The following is a 21,260-nucleotide window of genomic DNA, read 5'->3' as shown; positions in this document are numbered from 1 at the left end:
GGGCCGCCACCCCCCACAGGAGAGGCCCCGGCCGTCTTCCGGCGGGGTCGTTGTGGCGACCCCGTACTTGCTTCAGCGCCGAGCGTGCGTTTTCTGTCACACCCCGCTGTGTCAGCGGGTTGTTGCAGGTTGTACCAGCCATGGACTTATGGGGCGCCTAGGCCGTACCGTGCTGATTCGCGTTCGGGGGAACGCGACAGTGATGACCAGCGGTGACATCAGGACAGACCAGTCAAGACAGGGTGCAGGGGTTGCTGGGGGACGACGCGGAGCTGACCGCCGCGGTGCTCAGGGCGCAGGACGGGGACGAGGAAGCCTTCCGTGCTGTCTATCGCGCTGTGCACCCGCGCCTGCTCGGCTATGTCCGCACACTGGTCGGCGAACCCGACACCGAGGACGTGGTCTCCGAGGCCTGGCTCCAGATCGCCCGCGACCTCGAACGCTTCCAGGGTGACGCCGACCGGTTCCGCGGCTGGGCCGCCCGCATCGCCCGCAACCGGGCGCTCGACCACATCAGGATGCGCGGCCGCCGGCCGGCCATCGGCGGCGACGAGAGCGAGCTGACCTCCCACGCCGCCGCGTCGGACACCGCGGACGAGGCGATGGAGGCGCTCGGTACCGGACGTACGATGGCGCTCATCGCCCAGCTCCCGCAGGATCAGGCCGAGGCCGTGGTGCTGCGGGTCGTGGTCGGTCTCGACGCGAAGAGCGCGGCGCAGACCCTGGGCAAACGGCCCGGCGCGGTGCGGACCGCCGCGCACCGGGGCCTGAAGCGGCTTGCTGAACTGCTCGGCGCGGACGGCCCCCCGGGGGACGTGACCGAGGATGTGGAAGAGCTGGGTGCCGTGCCGTCGCAGCGTGCGCCGGAACGCGGTGTGACGCAATCGCGCGCCCGGACGCAGAAGGACATGTGATGGCTGACGAGCGGCACGAGTGGCTTGACGGGGATGCCGCCGAGCGACTGCTGCGCGGCGAAGGGGTCGAGCCCGGTGACGAGCGGGCCCGCGCCGAGGCCGACCGGCTCTCGGCGCTGCTGCGTTCCCTCGCGCGGAACGAGCCGGCCACCACCGAACTCCCCGGCGAGGCGGCCGCCCTGGCCGCCTTCCGCAAGGCCCGCCCCGAGAGTGCTCCCGCCGCGGAAGCCCTCGGTGTCGTACGGGTAGGACGCGTCGCCGAGCCGCGTCAGGCTCCCCGGCGCAGACGCTTCGCCCCGGTGCGCCTCGGCCTCGCCGCCGCGCTGGCCTGCTGTGCGCTCGGCGGGGTCGCCGTCGCCGCGGGCACCGGCGTGCTGCCCGGCCCGTTCGCGTTCGACGAGCGGGGCCCCTCGCCCGCCTCGACCGTGTCCGCCGAGGCGACCCCGGGCCCCGTCGCCACCTCGCCCTCGCACTCCCTGCCCCCGGGCTCCCCGACGCCCGACCGGCACGGGCCGTCCACCGGCACGGGCACGCCCGGCGGCTCCTCGCACTCGGCGAGCCCCGACGGCTCGGCCACGGGCGGCACCGGTGACGACGACAAGAAGGGCGGCACGCAGCCCGGCGGTTCGGGCGGCGACAACGATGGCAGCGGCCAGTGGCTCGCCGACAGGGTCGACGACTGCCGCGACTACCGCTCGGGGAAGCTCGACGAGGACAAGCGCCGCGGCCTGGAGTCCGCGGCCCACGGCCCGGCCGCGGTGAAGGCCTTCTGCGATCTGCTGCTCGACGGCAAGGGAGGCAAGTCCGGCGGTGCGGGCGGCGGCTCGGACGGCGGCTCGGGCGAGGGCGGCAAAGGCAAGGACAAAGGCAAGGGCGGCGCCTCCGGCAACGGGAACGGCGGCGGAGGCGGCCGCAAGCAGAGCTCCGTGACCACCCGCCCCAGCCACGTCCTGGACTGGCTCAACCCCGCCGCGCTCACTCCGCCGGTACCGCACTGACCGTTGCCGCTCAGGGCTGGCCGTACCGCGCCGGCCTCCGGCCACCGTCGGCTGTCTGGGCCCCGCCGCCCACGGTTCGAAACGGGTATCGAAACGCAGCCGGGAACCGGCAGTAACGTTTTTTGAGACGGCGGCGCAGTACTGAGTGAGCCGACTGGTCATCGGCGGCGCAGAAGAGCCGGGGTTCCCCCCGTACCCACGGCTCCGCGCGAATGGCGCGGGCGGGACACGTTCCCCCGGTCCCGCCCGCGCCCTCCCTTCTCAGACCTTCCCGGGCCCTCCCGGACCTCCTCCGGCCTTCTCGGGCCCGGCGGCTACCAGTAGACGACGACCTTGTCGCCGATGTGCACCTGGTCGAAGAGCGCCGCGATCTTGCCTTTGTCCCGGACGTTGACGCAGCCGTGCGAGGCGCCGTTGTAGCCGCGCGCCGCGAAGTCCGACGAGTAGTGCACCGCCTGGCCGCCGCTGAAGAACATCGCGTACGGCATGGCCGTGTGGTAGATCGTCGAGACGTGGTCGCGGCTCTTCTCGAAGACCTTGAAGACGCCTTCGCGGGTCGGCGTGTACTGCGAGCCGAAGCGCACGTCCATCGACGACTGCACCTTGCCGTTGACCACCCAGGACAGGGTCCGGCTGGTCTTGCTGATGCACATCACGCGGCCCGTCATGCAGCGCGGATCGAGCTTGGCCGCCGGCTTGTTGACCGCCTGGCCCGCCAGCTCCTCGGCCGTCGGCTTCGTCGTCATGGCGAGGAGCCTGTCCCAGGTCACGCTGTCCGTCGTGCCCGTCTCGGCGAGCCCGCGCCTGCCCTGGAAGCCCTTGACGGCCGCCGTGGTCGCGGCCCCGTACGTGCCGGTCGGGGTGTCGTCGAACCAGCCGATCTGGGCGAGCCTGGCCTGGAGCTCCTTGACCTGGTCGCCCTTGGCGCCGTTCGACATCAGGATCTTGGGTGCGGGCTTGGCCGCGGTGGTGGCCGACGCGGCGGGGGCGGGCGAGCCGCCGGGCTTGTCGTCGGTGGAGGCGGAGGACGATGCCGATGACGAAGGTGACGCCGATGACGATGACGACGGCGATCCGGGTGTCGCGGGAGCGGCCGCGTCGGCCTTGGGCCCCTGCGGACTGCACCCCACGGCCACCGCGATGACGGCGGTCGCGGCGAGGGTTCTGGCTATGAGACTGCTCTGGTGGTTCCGGCGCATCGGTCGCCCCCCTGATTCTCTGGTGTCCCCAGAGACAGATTCCCGCGCCGAACGGTTGCAAAAGCAGCAGGCCGTATCGCGAAAGCTGTGAGCAAGCTCCCAGCGTGCGCCTCTCCACCCGCCGCACGCCCGCCGCTACAGTCCGTCGCGAGGGTTGGGTACCAGTGAGTAGTAGTAGAGCTCTAGCGGGAGGCACAGCACATGGCGCGCGAGTCGGAATCCGGGTTGCCCATCGAGCCGGTCTACGGACCGGACACCCTCGCCGGATGGGATCCCGCCGAGAAGCTGGGCGAGCCCGGCGCGTACCCGTTCACGCGTGGTGTGTACCCGTCGATGTACACGGGCCGGCCGTGGACGATGCGGCAGTACGCCGGCTTCGGCACCGCCGTCGAGTCCAACGCCCGCTACAAGCAGCTCATCGCCAACGGCACCATGGGCCTCTCGGTCGCCTTCGACCTGCCGACCCAGATGGGCCACGACTCCGACGCCCCGATCGCGAGTGGCGAGGTCGGCAAGGTGGGCGTCGCCATCGACTCGGTCGACGACATGCGCATCCTGTTCGGCGGCATCCCGCTCGACAAGGTGTCGACGTCGATGACGATCAACGCCCCGGCCGCCCTGCTGCTTCTCATGTACCAACTCGTCGGCGAGGAACAGGGAGTCGCCGCCGACCAGCTCACCGGCACGATCCAGAACGACGTGCTGAAGGAGTACATCGCGCGCGGCACGTACATCTTCCCGCCGAAGCCCTCGCTGCGGCTGATCGCGGACATCTTCAAGTACTGCAAGGCCGAGATCCCCAAGTGGAACACCATCTCGATCTCCGGCTACCACATGGCCGAGGCCGGCGCCTCGCCCGCGCAGGAGATCGCGTTCACGCTGGCCGACGGTATCGAGTACGTACGCACCGCGGTCGCCGCCGGAATGGACGTCGACGACTTCGCGCCGCGTCTGTCCTTCTTCTTCGTGTCCCGTACGACGATCCTCGAAGAGGTCGCCAAGTTCCGTGCGGCCAGGCGCATTTGGGCCCGGGTGATGCGGGACGAGTTCGGTGCGAAGAACCCCAAGTCGCTCATGCTGCGCTTCCACACGCAGACCGCGGGCGTGCAGCTCACCGCTCAGCAGCCCGAGGTCAACCTGGTCCGCGTCGCCGTCCAGGGCCTGGCGGCCGTGCTCGGCGGCACCCAGTCGCTGCACACCAACTCCTTCGACGAGGCGATCGCCCTGCCGACGGACAAGAGCGCCCGCCTCGCCCTGCGCACCCAGCAGGTCCTGGCGTACGAGACCGACGTGACCGCCACCGTCGACCCCTTCGCCGGGTCGTACGTCGTCGAGAAGATGACGGACGAGGTGGAGGCGGCGGCCGTCGAACTCATGCAGAAGGTCGAGGAGCTGGGCGGCGCGGTCAACGCGATCGAGCACGGCTTCCAGAAGGGCGAGATCGAGCGCTCCGCGTACCGCATCGCCCAGGAGACCGACTCGGGCGAGCGCGTCGTGGTCGGCGTCAACCGCTTCCAGATCGAGACCGAGGACCCCTACGAGCCGCTGCGCGTCGACCCGGCCATCGAGGCCCAGCAGGCGGCTCGCCTCGCGACCCTGCGTGCCGAGCGCGACCAGGCCGCGGTGGACGCGGCGCTGGCCGAGCTGAAGAAGGCGGCCGAGGGCGAGGACAACGTCCTGTACCCGATGAAGGACGCCCTGAAGGCCCGCGCCACGGTGGGCGAGGTCTGCAACGCGCTGCGCGAGGTGTGGGGGACTTACGTTCCGACGGACGCGTTCTGATCTGGGCGTTTCACCGTATGGGTGACCGGGGGCGGAAACTGTATGCCTCCGGTTACTCTCGTGGAGAGTGAGCTTCCGCAAAGGAGGATGCCGTGGCCGTACTGCAACACGAGCTGACGATGAGCGAAGCCGCCGACCTGCTCTCCAGCGCACTGCCCGGGCACCGCGTGGAGATTCTCCAGGGGAGGCTCACTGTGACACCGCCGCCGGACGGCTCGCATGCGCTGTCGTTGTCTTGGCTGGTCGTAGCTTTTGACCGGGCGGGGGCGCGAAAGGCCGGGCTCAGGTACGTCCAGGGCATCGGCCTCTGGCTGCCGAGCCGGCCCGAGGACTACGCGATCCCAGACTTCTCCGTCGTGGACGAGGACTTCCGCGACGCTCTCCTCCAGAAGAACTGCTACGCCCCGAACGTCTTCCGGCTGGTCGTGGAAGTGACTTCCTCGAACTGGGCCGACGGCCTCGGCACCAAGGTCGAGTGCTACGCGCAGGCCGGAGTCCCGGTCTATGTCGTGGTGGACCGCAAGCACGACGAGGTGCTCCTTTACCAGGACCTCGTCGACGGGGAGTACGCCAAGCCCCAGCACTACAAGCGCGGGCAGAGCGTGCCGGTGCCGGAATCCGTGGGCGTCGCCCTCGAACTGTCCGTGGACACCCTGCTCGACGGCGACTGACCTTCAACCCGCATCCGGCTGATGTTCAGCGGGGCGTGTCCGCCGGGGTCGGCTTGCGGGACAGGGCCCGCCGGATCATGGGCGTCGCCCACCGCTCGACGTAGCGGTTGAGCAGCCACGCCAGGGCCAGCATCGCCGCGATGGTCAGGGCGAAGGTGGCGGGGGCGGGGATGTGCAGCTCGCGGTGCAGTACGCCGACCACCACCCAGCCCAGGTGCTCGTGCACCAGGTAGAACGGGTACGTGAGGGCGCCCGCCACGGTGAGCCAGCTCCAGTTCGCCCAGCGGAACCAGCCGAGCGCGATCGCGCCGACCAGCAGGAATCCCAGCGTGACGATGGCGATGATCACCGAGGCGTGCCGGTTGGAGAAGGCCGCAGGGTTCGGCTTGTGCCACAGGCCCGCCACCGCGTAGTGCTGGCCGACGGCCCAGCTCACGGCGACGATGCCCCAGGCGGTGACGTCGCGCCGGTTGCGGTGCAGCAGGTACAGGCCCATGCCGCCGATGAAGAAGGGCGCGTACTCGGGCATGAACACGGCGTCCAGGAAAGGCTGTTGGGACGCCGCGGTGAGCGCGGCGGCCAGCGTCCAGCCCGCGCAGAACAGTACGACGCGGCGGCGGGTCACGCCCGGCAGCACGACGCACAGGGCGAACAGTGCGTAGAAGCGCAGCTCGGCCCAGAGCGTCCAGCACACTCCGAGCACGCGGTGCACCCCGACCGGCATCTGCAGCATGGTCAGGTTCACCAGGAACTCGCTGGGCGTCACCGTCTTGTAGACGACCCAGGGCAGCGCGAACACCGCGGTGACGATGATCAGGGCCGCCCAGTACGCCGGGTAGAGCCGGGCCACGCGTGACGCGAAGAACGAGCGGAGCGGCCGGCCCCAGCCGCTCATGCAGATCACGAAGCCGCTGATGACGAAGAAGATCTGCACGCCGAGGCAGCCGTAGGAGAACCACTCGTGGGTGGCGGGGAACAGCTTCTTGGGGGAGGCTCCCCAGCCCCTGCTGATGTCGCCGGAGCGGCCGCCGTAGTGGTAGAGCGCGACCATGAGGGCGGCGACCAGGCGCAGCCCGTCGAGTGCGCGGAGCCGGGAGACCGGGGCCGCCACCGGGGCGCGCTCGGCCGCCCGTTCCCGCGGCTGACCGCCGCCGGTGCTTCGTACCCGCGGCAGGGTGTTGGTCACGGCTTTCCTCTTCCCGGCGTTCCGCAGCGGCCCGGCGGCCCTTGGCGTCGACAGAGTAGGACCGCCGCGGCCCGGAAAGGGGGCCGCGGCGGTGGAGTTCGGCTGCCCGACGCGGCACGTTCATCTGGTGCCGGGGCGGGTTTGCCTGGGCGTCGGTTTGGCGGTCGGCGGGGCTTGTTCCATGGATCCGGCCCAGGCCTGTCCCACAGGGGGCTTGATCGGCAGAGGGGGCAACTCAGTGGTGTCAGCAGAGGGGCGGCTCAGTGGTGCCAGGCCTTGCCGCCCACGTTGTGGATCATGCGCTGGAGGACCTTGAGGGTGCGGACGTACTCCTCGTCCGTGATCCCGGCGTGGATCAGCTCGCGGGTCTCGTGCTGCCGGGCGGCGGCCCGCTCGCGCAACTCCCGCCCCGCGTCGGTGAGTTCGAGGCGTTCGGAGGGATCCTGGGTGAGCAGGCCGCGGGCCGCGAGTTCGTCGATGCCGTCCTCGATGACCGGGGCTCCCGCGTCGAGGTAGCCCTGGAGGACGGCCACCACCTCGGCGCGCGGACGGTCGCCGGTCGCCTGGTTGAGGATCCACCACTGGGGCTGGGTGAGGCCCAGCTCCGCGAGCATGCCGCGGATGCGGGTCACCACCGCGATGTGCGCGGCCCAGCTCCAGTAGCCGATCGGCTGGGCGGCGAGCCCGGCGTCGTCGTGCGAGTAGGCGAACTCGTCGGCCTGCGGGGCGGTGAGCGTGTCGTCGTTCATGGCTCACGACCGTAGAAGCTCAACCAGGCTTGAGGTCAAGGGCGTTCGGCCGTGACTGTCGCGCCCGCCGCGTGGGCCGTGCCTGTCGAGCTCGCCGTGCCTGTCACGCCCGTCACGCCTGTCACGGCGAGGTAGTCGTCGAGGCCGGTGGTGTCCTCGCCCGCCCAGCCGACGTAGCCGTCGGGGCGGACCAGGAAGAGTCCGCGTCCGTACGCCTCGTACGCGCCCAGTTCGTGCACCTGGACCAGGTCCCCGGCGAGGGCGGGGGCGGGGGTGTCGAAGGCGAGCAGGGTGAAGTGCGGGCCGCGCAGCAGGTCGAAGATCCGGCCGTCGGGCAGCTTCCCGTCCGGGGCGCGGTCGCCGGCCTCCAGGGCGCCCGCGCGGCCGGTGGAGAGCGGGCCGCCGCGGTAGCCGAGGCCGAGCTGGCGGACCTCGGCCCTGCGCTGGCTGTTCTCGCCGATGATGGCCGTGCGGTGCAGCCGCGTACTCATGCCGAGCACCCCCGCGGCGATGGGACGGCGCTCCTCCTCGTATGTGTCGAGCAGGGTGTCCGGGGCACTGTGGCGGAGCACCTGGGCGAGCTTCCAGCCCAGGTTGTACGCGTCCTGGACGCTGGTGTTGAGGCCCTGGCCGCCGGCGGGGGAGTGGATGTGGGCCGCGTCGCCCGCGAGGAAGACGCGGCCTTCGCGGTAGCGGGTGGCCAGCGCCGCGCGGGGGCGGAAGTCGGATGCCCAGTGGACCTCGGTGATCTGGTCCTCGGTGACCGCGGTGCGGGCGGCGACGAGCCCCCGGACGCCCGCGTCGCTGGTGTCGGGGACGGCGTTCTCGTCGGAGTACTGGGCGATCAGCTGGAAGAGGTTGGGGGTGCCGGGCAGCGGGCAGAGCACTGCGCCGCCGTCCGAACTGCCCGTCCACACATGCCAGTTGAGGTCGTCGATGATCGCGTCCTCGGTGACGGTCAGGTCCGCGACGAGCATCGGCTTGGGGTCGACGCTCTCGCCCTCCATGGCGATGCCGAGCGCGCGCCGGATGCCGGAGCGGCCGCCGTCGCCAGCGACGAGGTAGCGGGCGCGGACGGTGCGGCCGTCGGCGAGGGACGCGGTGACGCCGTCGGCGTCCTGGTCGACCGCGGTCACCTCGGTGCCGAAGGCGACACCGCCGCCGAGGCTCTTGAGGTGGGCGTACAGCAGCTCCTGGAAGCGGGCCTGGCCGAGGAGCAGGGCGTTGGCGTAGGGCTCCTGCTCGGTGGGCTCGGAGCGCTCGATCATGTCCCACTCGCGGCCGCGCTCGGTGCCGTCCGGGCCGGCCCAGTCGAGCATGCTCGGGTAGTCGCGGCCGGCCCGCAGCACGGTCTCGGCCAGGCCGAGGTCGTCGAGCACCTCCAGGGTGCGGGGCTGGATGCCCTTGCCGCGCGAGCCGGGGAAGAGCCGGTCCGCCTTCTCGACGAGCAGGGCGGGGACGCCGCGGCGTGCGAGATCGATGGCGAGGGTGAGGCCCGTGGGACCCGCGCCGACGATGAGGACGTCGGTGGTCGCGGGGAGGGTGGCCGGGGTGGCTCCGAGGGAGGTGGCGGGGACGGTTTCCTTAACGCCGTTAAGTTCCATGTTCGGAAGGATGCGCTTAACGGTGTTAAGTTGTCAAGGTGGCTACGACGAAGATCGACCGGGCGCAGGTCGCCGACACCGCGCTGAGGCTCCTGAACGAACTGGGCCTGGACGGGCTCACGCTGCGCGCCATCGCGAAGGAGCTGGGCGTCCAGGCCCCCGCGCTGTACTGGCACTTCAAGAACAAGCAGGCGCTCATCGACGAGATGGCGACGGTCATGTACCGGCGGATGACCGTCGACGGCGTGCCCGGCGCGGACGCCGACGACTGGCGGGAACAGCTCCTCGCCTTCAACCGCGCCCTGCGGGCGATGCTGCTCGGGCACCGCGACGGGGCGAAGGTGTACGGGGGTGCGCGCTTCACCGGCACCGACCATGCGGAGTCCATGGAGGTGTACCTGCGGGGGATGGTCCGGGCGGGCTTCGAATTCCGCGACGCGGTACGGGCCGCGACGACGACGTACCACTACACGATGGGGTTCGTCGCGGAGGAGCAGGGCTCTCGGCCTCGGCCGGGCGAGCGGGACGAGGGCGTCGATGTGGCGGACCGGGCGGAACAGCTCGCGGCGTATCCGCTGGCCGCGGCGGCGGGGACGGAGCTGTTCGAGGGATACGACGAGAGGTTTGAGGAGGGACTCGGGGTTGTGGTGGCGGGGATCGAGGCGGTGTATTCCCGTCGGGGGTGACGGGCGGGCCTCGCGGGGGCGGGGTGGGGGTCGGGGGCTCTGGCGGGAGTCAGAGGGCTCGGCCCCTGGGGCTGCGCCCAGACCCCTGCGGGGACTGAGGGTCCGGCGCGCAGTACCAGGGCTCAGCCCATTCGGCGCTGAGCCACAGTTGGGCGGGACGGTGGCCGGCCCGGCGGCCCCCTGGGGAGCGCAGGGAGCCGCTGCCGCGTAGCTTCTTGACCCTCACACTGTGTCAGGCGGTCAGCTCGGAGACATCATGTTCACCATCGGAGACTTCGCCCGGCACGGCCGCGTATCGGTCCGGATGCTGCGTCACTACGACGCGACCGGCCTGCTGCGCCCGGCCCACGTCGACCCCGCCAGCGGCTACCGCCACTACACCGCAGCCCAGCTCACCCGCCTCAACCGGATCATCGCGCTCAAGGACCTCGGATTCACCCTCCAGCAGGTCCAGGTGATCGTGGACGAGAAGGTCGGCGTCGAGGAACTGCGCGGCATGCTGCGGCTGCGGCGGGCCGAACTGGAGACCGCCATGGCCGCCGCGTCAGCGCGGCTGGTCCAGGTCGAGGCGAGGCTCCGAGCGATCGAGAGCGAGGGGCACATGCCCACGAACGACGTCGTCATCAAGAGCGTCCCCGCCGTCCGGGTGGCGGAGCTGACCGCGATCGCCGCGAGTTTCGAGCCCGAGGACATCGGCCCGGTCGTCGGGCCGCTGTACGACGAGCTGTTCCGGTGCCTGGGCTCGGCGGGTATCACCCCCACGGGCCCCGGCGTCGCGTACTACGAGGACGCCGCGGAGGGCGGCGGCAGGATCCGCGTCCACGCCGCCGTTCAGGTCTCCGCGCCTCTCCAGGCCGGCGACTTCCGCGTCCTCGACCTGCCGTCCCTCGGCCGGGCGGCGACCATCGTGCACCGCGGACCGATGGACGCCGTGCTCCCCACCGCCCAGACCCTGGCCCGCTGGATCGACGCCAACGGCTACCGGTCGACCGGATACCCCCGAGAGATCAACCTGGAGTGCCCCGAGAACCGCGACGACTGGGTTACGGAACTGCAGGCACCGGTGATCGAGGTCTGAGGATACGGAGGCTTGGCATGACCGAGGTCTCGCCCGGCCAACCCCGGGGTACGGGTGGGTGGGCAGCCGCCCCCGGCACCCGACCAACCCCGCGCCACGGGCGGGCGGGTGAGTGGGGAAACGCCCCCCCTACACCCCCCGCCGCACAACCCCTCGAACCCGCCGGGCAACCCGCCGTACCGTCGCGTTGCGCGGGATGAAGCCCAGTTGGGACGGGATCGCGCCCGGCAGGCCCAGTGCTGTCAGGCGGCGGCGTTTGAAGTACCGCCAGGTGTAGGCGTCCAGGGACCCCGCGAGGTACCGCTCGGCCGCACCCCGTAGATCCGGCCGCAGCTCGGGCTGCATCGCGTACCCCACCGCGGGGAGCAGCCCGGCCAGGTCCACGGCGGGCGGCGCCGACCCCGGTTCCAGCGGAGGGAGCAGCGCGTCCGCGATGGTCACCGGCACCCGGTTGCTGTTCTGGTAGGGGGCGAGCCGGTCCAGGAGGAGCTCGGTGCCGACCCGGGCGACCGGGATGCCGTAGAAGGACGAGGCCGTGAGCAGCGCCGTCGAGAAGCAGCCCACCACCAGTGCGGGGGAGAGCCGCTCGTACAGCACCTCCGCGAGCAACGGCCTTGCCAGTACGGTGAGTTGGATGCCGAGTGAGGACGCCTCGCGCTCCAGGGACTTCGACCACGTCGGCGGCGCCGAAGGGTGCGGCTTGAAGACGATCCGGCCGTGCCCCCGCGCGGCCGTCCCCCGCAGCATCCGCAGGTGGAGCTCCTCCTCCTGCGCGGGAGTGAGTATGGAGAGGGCGGACAGGTACTGGCCGAGGATCAGAACGACCGGCTCGGAACCGTCGCGGTTCAACTCCGGCCTCGACTTCGAAGCCAACCCTGAATCCGAAGGCGACTCCAACCCCAACTCCGAGGTCGACTCCAACTCGGCCTCGGCTGCGGCCAGTTCACCCACCGTCTTCAGGAACGCCGCCGTCGGCACCGTCTCGCTCGGCACCCCGAACTCGCCCAGCAGCAGCGGCCGCAGGTCCGGGACCAGGTCCAGGTGGAGCACCCGCCGTACGCGCGTCCCGATCAGCGGGTCGAGCTTGTTGCGGGTGGGGCCGTACGTCATCAGGCCGTCCGCGTACACGGTCAGTGGCGCGTCGGGGAAGAGCTGGGCCACCGCCTGGGCGGGGTTCACCTGGATGGATTCCAGGGCGAGTTCGATCCGGTCGTCCCCGAGGTCCCACAGAACCCTCAACTGCCGTTCCCACAGCGGGACATCGTCCGGTCGCGGGGACCAGCCGCCCGGGTGGAACGGGGCGATCGTCTCGTTCCAGGAGAGCACCCCGTCGAAGCGGCCGCGCAGCTGCGCGAAGCCCGGCATGGTGTCGAGCGCGGGCGAAGTCTCCGGCACGGGCGCGTTGTTGCTGATGAGCAGCAGCCGCCGGTCCGCTGCGGGGAAGCAGCCGCTGTCGAGCGCGGCGGCCAGCGTGGCCACCCCGTACAGCGTCGACGCCGCGAAGATCTGAGTCGTACGCATCAGGCGGCAGCCCCTGCCGAAAGCGTGGCCGGGCGGTGGCGCAGGCGGCGCAGGCGGGCGGCGCGGCGGGAGTCCATCGCGTTCAGCGCGTCCTTGAGGTGGTCCTGCGGCAGGCGCCTGAGGGCGGCCGCGCTCAGGGACCGCAGTTTTCTCGCCACGGCCGGTTCGAACCTTTCGATGCTGCTCATATGGTGGGAAATGATCGCGCAGTACGTCCGTACCGCTTTCGGCAGCAATTCGGCCGCATTCGGGTCCTTCGTCGTTTCCTCGATCACTTGATCAAATGCGCGAATGAAATCGAGTTGTCGCACGTCGCCGATTTGGGTCAGGGAAGAGGCGACCCCTCGTCGGTAGAAGACGCCGAGCTGTCCGGTCACCGCGAACGACTCCGCCTCGCGGTGCAGCCGCCAGATCCACGGCCGGTCCTCGGCGGTGCGCAGCCCGTCGGTGAAGTGCAGCAGACCGCGCTCGGCGAGCCTGCGGTGGTACATACCGGCCCAGGCGTACGCGTAGTCGACCGAGGTCGAGCGGGTGGCGGGCAGGATCGCCTCCCGCGGCGACATCACCTCGCCGCGCCGGCCGTGCGGAACGCGATGCACCGTACGCTCCTGGCCGGTCACCTGGACGTGGTCGGTGCGTATGAAGTCGCACCCCAACTCCTCTATGCAGGACAGGAGTTGGGCGAAGTAGCCGGGCGCCAGCCAGTCGTCGCCGTCCAGGTACGTCAGATATTCGCCGCGGGCCGCGTCCAGGCCCGTATTGCGTGCCGTGGCCAGGCCGCCGTTGCGTTCGTGTCTCAGCAGCACCGCCCCCGGCAGCTCGCGCTCGGCGCGTTCGAGCAGTTCGATCGTGCCGTCCGACGAGCAGTCGTCGACCAGCAGGAACTCGAAGTCGTCGCGAGCGTTCGCGCGCAGACTTCGCAGGGTGTCGGGTGCGTAGGCGCGCACGTTGTAGAACGGCACGATGACGGAGAGCTTGACCACGGCGGTGACGTTATGGCGCCGCCCGTCATTCGTCCTGTCCGGCACGGAGATGCCGGGTGAACGAAGAATGGCGGGACTGTTAACCGGCCCGTCCGCCCGCCCCGCACGCCTTTCGTAGTTGCGCTGTTAACCAGTTGTTGCAGTCGAGTTGGGCCGCGAATCCGCGGGGCTTTCTAGTTTCTACGGCGTGCCATCACGTACCGATTCAACGCTGCGGATCGCGGTTCTCGCGGATTCGGACACCCGGTGGAAATGGGGCGCGCTCACCGCGCGCCGCCTCGCCGAACAGGCGCCCGGGGCCGGCTCCGTCACCCCCCGGCCCGCCGCACCCGAACTCGACGGCTTCCTGCTGCGCGGCCGCGCCACCCCCACCCCCCGGCAGCTCGCCGAGGTGGGAGTGTCCCCGGACGGCTTGCGCGAAGTGACGATGGCTCAATTCCTTGACATCGCCGGTGAGTTGGACAATGAGCGTGCGTACGACGTCATCGTGCTCGCGCTCGTCGGCGGCGCCGCCCAGGCCGCGCTGCACGGGCTCGCCGCCCGGTGGCCGGGCCACGCCCGGCGGCCCGTGATCGTCACCGGCTACGTCGGCGTCGTCTACGAGAAGCTCGCCGACGGTCTGCTCCTGCGGCACGGCGCGGACATCGTGCTCGCCAACTCCCGCCACGACGCGGAGCGTTTCCGCGCGGTGTACGAAGGAGTGGGCGCGGACGCCTCCGCGGTCACCGAGGCCGCGCTGCCCTTCCTCGGCGGCGCCGCCTACGAGCCGGAGCCCGGCCGCGACACCGTCGTCTTCGCCGCCCAGCCCTCCGTCCCGGAGAGCCGCGCCGACCGGCAGTACCTGCTGCGCCGCCTCGTCGAGCACGCCCGACGGCACCCCGGGCGCGAGGTCGTCCTCAAGCTCCGCTCCAAGCCCGGCGAGCACACCACGCACATCGAGGAACACCCCTTCCAGAAGCTCGCCAAGGGCATGGACCTGCCGCCCAACTTCTCCCTTGCGTACGGGAACATGGGCGAGGTCCTGGACCGCACCGACCTCCTGGTGACCGTGTCCTCGACCGCCGCCCTGGAGTCCCTGCACCGCTCGGTCCCGACGGCCGTCCTCACCGACCTCGGCGTGCGCGAGGTCCTCGGCAACCACCACTTCCTCGGCTCCGGCTGCCTCGCCTCCTGGGACCGGCTCGACGCCGGACACCGCCCCGCGCCCGCCCCCGGCTGGCTCGCCGCCCAGGGCGTGGCCCCGGGCGAGGCGTACCACCGCGCCTTCGATCAAGTGCGGCGCCGTATGGGCGAGTTGCTCGCGAAGGACGGCCTGCCGCCGATCGCCCCGTACTACACCGCCGCCACCGCGCCCGGCTACCTCCCGGGCATCCTCGCCCGCCACCACCTCGCCCCCGACGGCACCCCGCTGCCGGGCGCGGCCCGCGCGAACGAGCCGACGGGCCTGCGCCGGCTGGTCCGGGACGCCGTGCGCGACGCGGCCCGCGGCGCCTACCGCCACGGCGTACAGCGGGTCGCGCCCGTGATCCGCCGGATGGGAGAACTCTGATGCCCGACACAGCCCTTTCGACAGCCCACTCGGCAGCCCACTCGCAGAGGCCCGCGACGGCCTCCGCGCACACGTCCCCGACCGCCTCACCGATCGCGCCGAAGGTGCTCGCCGTCGTCCCCGCCCGGGGCGGCTCCAAGGGCGTGCCCGGCAAGAACCTGGCCTCCGTCGCCGGCGTCCCGCTCGTCGTGCGGGCCGTGCTCGCCTGCCGCTCCGCGCACCACGTCACCGACGTCGTCGTCTCCACCGACGACCCGGCGATCGCGGCCGCCGCCCGCTCGGCAGGCGCCGAGGTGGTCGTCCGCCCGGCCGGGATCTCGGGCGACACCGCCTCCAGCGAGGCCGCCGTCCTGCACGCCCTGGACGCGTACCCGGACACCGACGTGGTGCTGCTCGTGCAGTGCACCAGCCCGTTCCTGACCCGCGAGGACATCGAGGGCGTGGCGGCCGCGGTCGTCGAGGACGGCGCCCAGAGCGCGGTCACCGTCGCCCCCTTCCACGGCTTCCTGTGGCGTGAGGACGAGCTCGGCGACGGCCAGGGCATGGGCCACGACAAGTCGTTCCGGCCCCGCCGCCAGGACCGCCCGCAGGACTTCCTGGAGACCGGTGCCGCGTACGCCATGGACGCCGAAGGCTTCCGTACGTACAAGCACCGCTTCTTCGGCCGCACCGCGCTCGTGCGCACCGACCCGGCCCGGGTCCTGGAGATCGACGAGCCGCACGACCTGGAGCGGGCCCGCGCGCTCGCCCCGGTCCTCGACCGGCTGCCCACCCCCACCTGCGACGACGTCGACGCGGTCGTCCTCGACTTCGACGGCACCCAGACCGACGACAAGGTCCTCATCGACGCCGAGGGCCGCGAACTCGTCGCCGTGCACCGGGGCGACGGCCTCGGCATCGCCGCGCTGCGCCGGGCCGGTCTGAAGCTGCTCGTCCTGTCCACCGAGCAGAACCCCGTCGTCGCGGCCCGCGCCCGCAAGCTGAAGATCCCCGTGCTGCACGGCATCGACCGCAAGGACCTCGCCCTCAAGCAGTGGTGCGAGGAGAACGGGATCGATCCTGCCCGCGTGCTCTACGCCGGCAACGACGTCAACGACCTGCCCTGCTTCGCGCTCGCCGGCTGGCCCGTCGCCGTCGCCGGCGCCCACGACTCGGTACGCGCCGCCGCGCGCGCCGTCACCCGCACCCCCGGCGGCGAAGGAGCGATCCGCGAGATCGCCGCCTGGCTCCTCGGACCCGAGCTCGACCACACCCCACAGCCCCACCACATCCTCGTTTAGCTAAGGAACACCCTCATGAGCAACCGTCTGCGCACCCTCGGCAGCCGCACCGCAGGTCCCGGCCGCCCCGTGTACGTCACCGGCGAGATCGGCATCAACCACAACGGCGACCTCGACAAGGCGCTGGCCCTGATCGACGCCGCCGCCGACGCCGGCTGCGACGCGGTCAAGTTCCAGAAGCGCACCCCGGAGATCTGCACCCCGCGCGACCAGTGGGACATCGAGCGGGACACCCCCTGGGGCCGGATGACGTACATCGACTACCGCCACCGGGTGGAGTTCGGCGAGGACGAGTACCGCGCCATCGACGCGCACTGCGCGAAGCGCGGCATCGACTGGTTCGCCTCGCCGTGGGACACCGAGGCCGTCGCCTTCCTGGAGAAGTTCGACGTGCCGGCCCACAAGGTGGCCTCCGCCTCGCTCACCGACGACGAGCTGCTGCGCGAGCTGCGCGCCACCGGCCGCACCGTCATCCTCTCCACCGGCATGTCCACGCCGAAGCAGATCCGGCACGCGGTCGAGGTGCTCGGCAGCGACAACATCCTTCTGTGCCACGCCACTTCGACCTACCCGGCCAAGGCCGAGGAGCTCAACCTGCGCGTGATCAACAGCCTGATGGCCGAGTACCCCAACGTCCCGATCGGCTACAGCGGCCACGAGACCGGCCTCCAGACCACGCTCGCCGCCGTCGCGCTCGGCGCCGCCTTCGTCGAGCGCCACATCACCCTCGACCGCGCCATGTGGGGCTCCGACCAAGCCGCCTCCGTCGAGCCGGGCGGCCTCACCCGCCTGGTCCGCGACATCCGCACCATCGAGGCCGCGCTCGGCGACGGCGTCAAGAAGGTGTACGAGTCCGAGCTCGCCCCGATGAAGAAGCTGCGCCGCGTCGCCGGTGTCGTCGCCCAGGCGGAGGCCGCGGAAGCCGCCGAGAGCGAGCACACCCCTGCGGACCGCGCTCCGGCCGCGGTCTGAGGGGGCGGGCCCGCCGTGCCTCGGGACACCTCCGCCACCGTCGCCTTCGTGGAGAGCCCGGTCCAGCTGCTCAACGTCCTGGAATGGGCCCATTCGCCGGGCCCGCTGCTCGACGGCGTGCCCGCGCAGCAGCAGCGCCCCGGGGCGCCGGACCTGTCGGGGCTGACCGTCGTGGTGCTTTCGCCGACCGACCCCATGTCGCGCGGCCAGCTGCGCCGGATGGCCGAACTCGCCCGCGACGCGGGGACGCAGGTGCGCTGGGAGGAGGCCCGGGGCGGGCTCACGGCCCCGCTGCACACGATAGGCGGGCTCGCCCCGATGCTGCGGCGGGCCGACCGGATCGTCATGGGCGACCCGTTCTCGCGCTACGTACAGCTGCTGCTCACCGTCGCCCGGGCGCGTGACCTGGTGGTGGTCGACGACGGGACGGCCACCATGGAGTTCGTCTCCCAACTAGCCCGTGGCGAACGCCTGGTGCGCTGGCACCGGCGCGGAAGCCGGGCCGGGGCGCGCGACCTGCTGTTCGCGCCGGTCTCCGCTGCGGCTCGCCGCCGGCTCACCCCCGCGCGGCGCCGGGGCATCGAGGTGTTCAGCGCGATGCCCGTCGAGGCACCCGAGGGCATCACCGTCACCCCCAACACCTTCGGCTGGACGCGTGCGGGCTTCGGGCCGCCGCGCCTGACCAAGGGCGCGGATCTGGTGGGGACTTCACTGGTGGAGACCGGCGTCGTCGACCCCGAGGCCTACCTCGCCGCGGTCGGCCAGCTTGCCCGTACGCACGGCGTGACGCGCTATTTCGCACACCGCCGGGAGTCCGCCGAGAAGCTGCACACCCTGCACGCCCGCACCGGCCTGGAGGTCGTACGCCCCGACCTGCCGCTCGAACTCATAGCGCGCCGGGGACCGGTGGGCCGGACGATCCTGAGCTTCCCCTCCACCGTCGTCCACACGCTGCCGCTCGCGCTCGCGGGCACGGGGGTGTCCGTCGTGGTCTGCGACATAGACCCGCGCTGGCTCACGGACAAGGCCTCGCCGCGCGCCCAGGGCTTCCTGGACGGGGTGACGGGGACGGCGCGGGAAGCTCATGGCCTGGCGACGGTGGCGGCCTGACGGGCTCCCGCGTCCCTCCTGCTCCGGACCTCCGCGTCTCCTGCCCCGAGCTCCCGCGTCGCCCGCTCCGGGCTCCGCGTCTCCTACCCTGGGGAGGGCGGCCTCTCATACCGTGGGGGGAACGTCCGTTCCAGGGCATCGGGCATAAGGACGAAATAGTTTACCCAGTTGTCACGATCGGCATGCGCCTTGCGACCAGCTTTCTTTCCCCTATGCGGCTGAACTTTTGTTGATCGCGCGCGAGTTGACCCTTGACGAGGCCTACCCTCAACGGGTGAACCAGTTGATGTCCCGTGAGTCGTCCGAAGCCGAACTGCCCGGCGAAGCAGAGCTGCCCGGCGAGCTGAGCGAGGCCCTCTGTGCCGAACTCATCGCCTTCCGCCGGGACTTGCACATGCACCCCGAACTCGGCAACCAGGAGTTCCGGACCACCGCCGCGATCCGGGCCCGCCTCGAAGCGGCCGGCCTCGAACCGCGCGTCCTGCCGTCCGGCACCGGGCTCATCTGCGACATCGGTACATCGGCAGGGGCGCGAAGCTCGGACAAGGGTGGCGGCGGGCGACGGGTGGGCGGCGTGCGCCCCATGCTCGCCATCCGCGCGGACATCGACGCCCTGCCCATCCCCGACGCCAAGGCGGGCGTCCCCTACCGCTCGACCGTGCCCGACCGGGCCCACGCCTGCGGCCACGACGTGCACACCACGACCGTCCTCGGCGCGGGCCTGGTCCTCGCCGAGCTGGACCGCCAGGGCCTGCTGCCCGCGCCCGTACGGCTGCTCTTCCAGCCCGCCGAGGAGGTGCTGCCCGGCGGCGCCGCGGACGCGATCGTGGCGGGTGTCCTGGACGGCGTCGGCAGGATCATCGCCGTGCACTGCGACCCGCGCGTGGACGCCGGCCGGATCGGGCTCCGCCCCGGCGCCATCACCTCCGCCTGCGACCGCCTGGAGGTCGCCCTCACCGGGCCCGGCGGCCACACCGCGCGCCCGCACCTGACGACCGACCTGGTGACCGCCGTCGCGCGGGTCGCCTCCGACGTGCCCGCGCTGCTCGCCCGCCGCATCGACGCCCGCGCGGGGCTCGCCCTCACCTGGGGCCGCATCGAGGCCGGCCACGCCTGCAACGTCATCCCGATGCACGCCGAGCTGGCCGGCACGGTGCGCTGCCTGGACCTCGCGGCGTGGCGCGACGCGCCCGACCTCGTACACGCCGCGATCGACGAAGTGGCCACCCTGCACGGCGCCAAATCGGAGATCAACTACGTCCGCGGAGTGCCCCCGGTCGTCAACGATCCGGCCATTACGGAACTGCTCCGGGACGCCATGGCGGCACGGCTTGGACCGTATGCGATCGAGGACACGGAGCAGTCACTGGGTGGCGAGGACTTTTCGTGGTACCTGGAGCATGTACCAGGGGCGATGGCCCGCCTCGGGGTCCGCACACCCGGCTCGAATGCCCGGCTTGACCTCCATCGGGGTGATTTCGACGCGGATGAAGCCGCCATCAAGGTCGGCGTCGAACTCTTCACCGCCGCGGCGCTGCTGGACGGCAACCGCTCGTAACCGGACACTTCATCCCCTGTTCGCGGCGATTCGATAACGGCTTCCGAACAGGGCTTTACGCGACATCTACGCGCGTTACGATCCGACGCGAAACCAGCGCCGGTAGGGGCGCCTCGGTTCAGGTTTGAAGGGACCTCCTCTTGCGCCGGGTATCCAAGATCGCTGCGGCAGGTATCGCCACCGCCGCGCTCGCGCTTTCCGCCACCGCCTGTGGCTCCACGTCCTCGCAGAAGGACTCGGGCACCTCGTCGTCCTCCGGCGGCAAGGCCGTCAAGATCGGCGTCGCGTACGACGTCGGCGGCCGTGGCGACCACTCGTTCAACGACTCCGCCGCGCGCGGCATCGACAAGGCCAAGTCCGAGTTCGGCGGCTCCGTCAAGGAGCTCACCGCCAAGACCACCGACACCGAGGCCGACCGCGTCCAGCGGCTGACCGACCTCGCCGGTGCGGGCTACAACCCGGTCATCGGCATCGGCTACGCGTACCAGAACTCGATGAAGCAGGTCGCCGCCAAGTACCCGAACGTCACCTTCGGCATCGTCGACTCCGTCGTCGAGGGCCCGAAGAACGTCGACAACATCGTCTTCACCGAGGAGCAGGGCTCCTACCTCGCGGGTGTCGCCGCGGCGCTGAAGTCGAAGTCCGGTCACGTCGGCTTCATCGGTGGTGTCGATGTTCCGCTGATCAAGAAGTTCGAGGCGGGCTTCGTCCAGGGCGTCAAGGACACCAAGCCGTCCGACAACGTCGAGGTCCAGTACCTGTCGCACGGCTCGGACACCTCCGGCTTCGCCAGCCCCGACAAGGGCAAGGCTGCCGCCCAGGGCATGCTCGACAACGGCGCCGACGTGATCTACACCGCCGCCGGTTCCTCCGGCACCGGTGCGATCGAGGCCGTCGCGGGCAAGAAGGGCGCCTGGGCGATCGGTGTCGACTCCGACCAGTACCAGCAGGCCTCGCTCGACAAGTACAAGAACTCGATCCTGACCTCGGTCGTCAAGAACGTCGACATCGGCGTCTACGACCTGATCAAGTCGGTCAAGGACGGCAAGCCGCTGGTCGGCACCAACAGCTACCCGCTGGCCAAGAACGGCGTCTCGCTCGCCACCAGCGGTGGCTTCATCGACGACATCAAGGCCCAGCTCGACGCGGCCCAGAAGAAGATCGTCGACGGCTCCATCAAGGTCAAGACGACCCCGTGACCCGTGGCGGCCTGTGACCGCCCTCGTCGCAACCGGCCCGGTGAGCAGGGACCGCCCTGCCCACCGGGCCGTAACGAAGTGTCAACTCTACGCGCGTAGGCCGGAGTTGGCGCGCCAGGAGTGTGCTGAACTACTACGCCGGGAGCCCGGCCGTACGTCAGTGCGCTTCCAGGCTTCTCCGGAAGCTCCCCGCCCCCCTGCTCCTGCCCACGAGGAGAGTG

18 protein-coding genes are annotated in these 21,260 nt (G+C 71.2%); 12 read left to right on the top strand and 6 right to left on the bottom strand.

Features of this window, described 5'->3' with window-relative positions; all coding sequences use genetic code 11:
- The first annotated feature begins 251 nt into the window (after positions 1-251).
- Both ACWC2B_RS15815 and ACWC2B_RS15810 read left to right on the top strand, forming a co-directional pair.
- Positions 252-914, top strand: coding sequence for an RNA polymerase sigma factor (locus tag ACWC2B_RS15815; RefSeq protein WP_450717203.1), 663 nt, complete (start codon positions 252-254; stop codon positions 912-914).
- Positions 914-1,912 (top strand): hypothetical protein, encoded by a 999-nt coding sequence (locus tag ACWC2B_RS15810; RefSeq protein WP_450717030.1) that lies wholly within the window; start codon positions 914-916, stop codon positions 1,910-1,912. Before ACWC2B_RS15815 ends, ACWC2B_RS15810 begins: the two co-directional genes overlap by 1 nt.
- Before the next feature lie 314 nt (positions 1,913-2,226).
- Here ACWC2B_RS15810 and ACWC2B_RS15805 read toward each other — a convergent pair whose 3' ends face one another.
- Positions 2,227-3,111, bottom strand: coding sequence for a L,D-transpeptidase family protein (locus tag ACWC2B_RS15805; RefSeq protein ID WP_450717029.1), 885 nt, complete (start codon positions 3,109-3,111; stop codon positions 2,227-2,229).
- Positions 3,112-3,312: 201 nt separating this feature from the next.
- On the opposite strand from ACWC2B_RS15805, the gene ACWC2B_RS15800 reads away from it, so the two are divergent.
- Entirely contained in the window at positions 3,313-4,893 is a 1,581-nt protein-coding gene (locus tag ACWC2B_RS15800) for an acyl-CoA mutase large subunit family protein (protein WP_450717028.1), read from the top strand.
- A 92-nt stretch (positions 4,894-4,985) separates the two neighbouring features.
- Entirely contained in the window at positions 4,986-5,564 is a 579-nt protein-coding gene (locus tag ACWC2B_RS15795) for a Uma2 family endonuclease (protein WP_450717027.1), read from the top strand.
- Positions 5,565-5,589: 25 nt separating this feature from the next.
- Here ACWC2B_RS15795 and ACWC2B_RS15790 read toward each other — a convergent pair whose 3' ends face one another.
- The 3 genes from ACWC2B_RS15790 to ACWC2B_RS15780 form a co-directional block, all read right to left on the bottom strand.
- On the bottom strand, positions 5,590-6,750 hold the full coding sequence (locus ACWC2B_RS15790) for an acyltransferase family protein (RefSeq protein WP_450717026.1): 1,161 nt from the start codon (positions 6,748-6,750) through the stop codon (positions 5,590-5,592).
- A 260-nt stretch (positions 6,751-7,010) separates the two neighbouring features.
- Positions 7,011-7,499 (bottom strand): MarR family winged helix-turn-helix transcriptional regulator, encoded by a 489-nt coding sequence (locus ACWC2B_RS15785; RefSeq protein ID WP_450717025.1) that lies wholly within the window; start codon positions 7,497-7,499, stop codon positions 7,011-7,013.
- 35 nt (positions 7,500-7,534) lie between these two features.
- Positions 7,535-9,103, bottom strand: a complete 1,569-nt coding sequence (locus tag ACWC2B_RS15780; protein WP_450717024.1) for an FAD-dependent monooxygenase — start codon at positions 9,101-9,103, stop codon at positions 7,535-7,537.
- Between the two features lie 38 nt (positions 9,104-9,141).
- Here ACWC2B_RS15780 and ACWC2B_RS15775 point away from each other — a divergent pair, with 38 nt between their 5' ends.
- Together ACWC2B_RS15775 and ACWC2B_RS15770 are read left to right on the top strand one after the other, a co-directional pair.
- On the top strand, positions 9,142-9,789 hold the full coding sequence (locus tag ACWC2B_RS15775) for a TetR/AcrR family transcriptional regulator C-terminal domain-containing protein (RefSeq protein ID WP_450717023.1): 648 nt from the start codon (positions 9,142-9,144) through the stop codon (positions 9,787-9,789).
- Positions 9,790-10,045: 256 nt separating this feature from the next.
- Positions 10,046-10,867: a MerR family transcriptional regulator gene (locus ACWC2B_RS15770; protein ID WP_450717022.1), complete on the top strand. Its 822-nt coding sequence runs from the start codon at positions 10,046-10,048 to the stop codon at positions 10,865-10,867.
- 129 nt (positions 10,868-10,996) lie between these two features.
- Here ACWC2B_RS15770 and ACWC2B_RS15765 read toward each other — a convergent pair whose 3' ends face one another.
- Positions 10,997-12,388: an alpha-2,8-polysialyltransferase family protein gene (locus tag ACWC2B_RS15765; protein WP_450717021.1), complete on the bottom strand. Its 1,392-nt coding sequence runs from the start codon at positions 12,386-12,388 to the stop codon at positions 10,997-10,999.
- Positions 12,388-13,371, bottom strand: a complete 984-nt coding sequence (locus ACWC2B_RS15760) for a glycosyltransferase family 2 protein (protein ID WP_450717020.1) — start codon at positions 13,369-13,371, stop codon at positions 12,388-12,390. The genes ACWC2B_RS15765 and ACWC2B_RS15760 overlap by 1 nt, the downstream gene beginning before the upstream one ends.
- A 187-nt stretch (positions 13,372-13,558) precedes the next feature.
- Between ACWC2B_RS15760 and ACWC2B_RS15755 the strand changes: the two genes are divergently transcribed.
- The 6 genes from ACWC2B_RS15755 to ACWC2B_RS15730 all read left to right on the top strand — a co-directional run bounded on the left by ACWC2B_RS15755 (position 13,559) and on the right by ACWC2B_RS15730 (position 21,039).
- A complete protein-coding gene (locus ACWC2B_RS15755) occupies positions 13,559-14,920 on the top strand; it encodes a DUF6716 putative glycosyltransferase (protein ID WP_450717019.1) in 1,362 nt (453 codons plus the stop codon).
- The gene (locus ACWC2B_RS15750; RefSeq protein WP_450717018.1) at positions 14,920-16,200 is read left to right on the top strand and encodes a cytidylyltransferase domain-containing protein; all 1,281 of its coding nucleotides are present in this window, start codon (positions 14,920-14,922) and stop codon (positions 16,198-16,200) included. Before ACWC2B_RS15755 ends, ACWC2B_RS15750 begins: the two co-directional genes overlap by 1 nt.
- A gap of 15 nt (positions 16,201-16,215) precedes the next feature.
- Positions 16,216-17,172, top strand: coding sequence for an N-acetylneuraminate synthase family protein (locus ACWC2B_RS15745; protein WP_450717017.1), 957 nt, complete (start codon positions 16,216-16,218; stop codon positions 17,170-17,172).
- Positions 17,173-17,187: 15 nt separating this feature from the next.
- Positions 17,188-18,282, top strand: a complete 1,095-nt coding sequence (locus tag ACWC2B_RS15740) for a hypothetical protein (protein WP_450717016.1) — start codon at positions 17,188-17,190, stop codon at positions 18,280-18,282.
- A 286-nt stretch (positions 18,283-18,568) separates the two neighbouring features.
- Positions 18,569-19,840: an amidohydrolase gene (locus tag ACWC2B_RS15735; RefSeq protein ID WP_450717202.1), complete on the top strand. Its 1,272-nt coding sequence runs from the start codon at positions 18,569-18,571 to the stop codon at positions 19,838-19,840.
- Positions 19,841-19,980: 140 nt separating this feature from the next.
- Positions 19,981-21,039, top strand: a complete 1,059-nt coding sequence (locus ACWC2B_RS15730; RefSeq protein ID WP_450717015.1) for a BMP family lipoprotein — start codon at positions 19,981-19,983, stop codon at positions 21,037-21,039.
- The last annotated feature ends 221 nt before the right edge of the window (positions 21,040-21,260 follow it).

It is taken from the genome of Streptomyces sp. NPDC001415, assembly GCF_053597395.1.
This window is presented reverse-complemented; position numbering and strand designations above follow the sequence as displayed.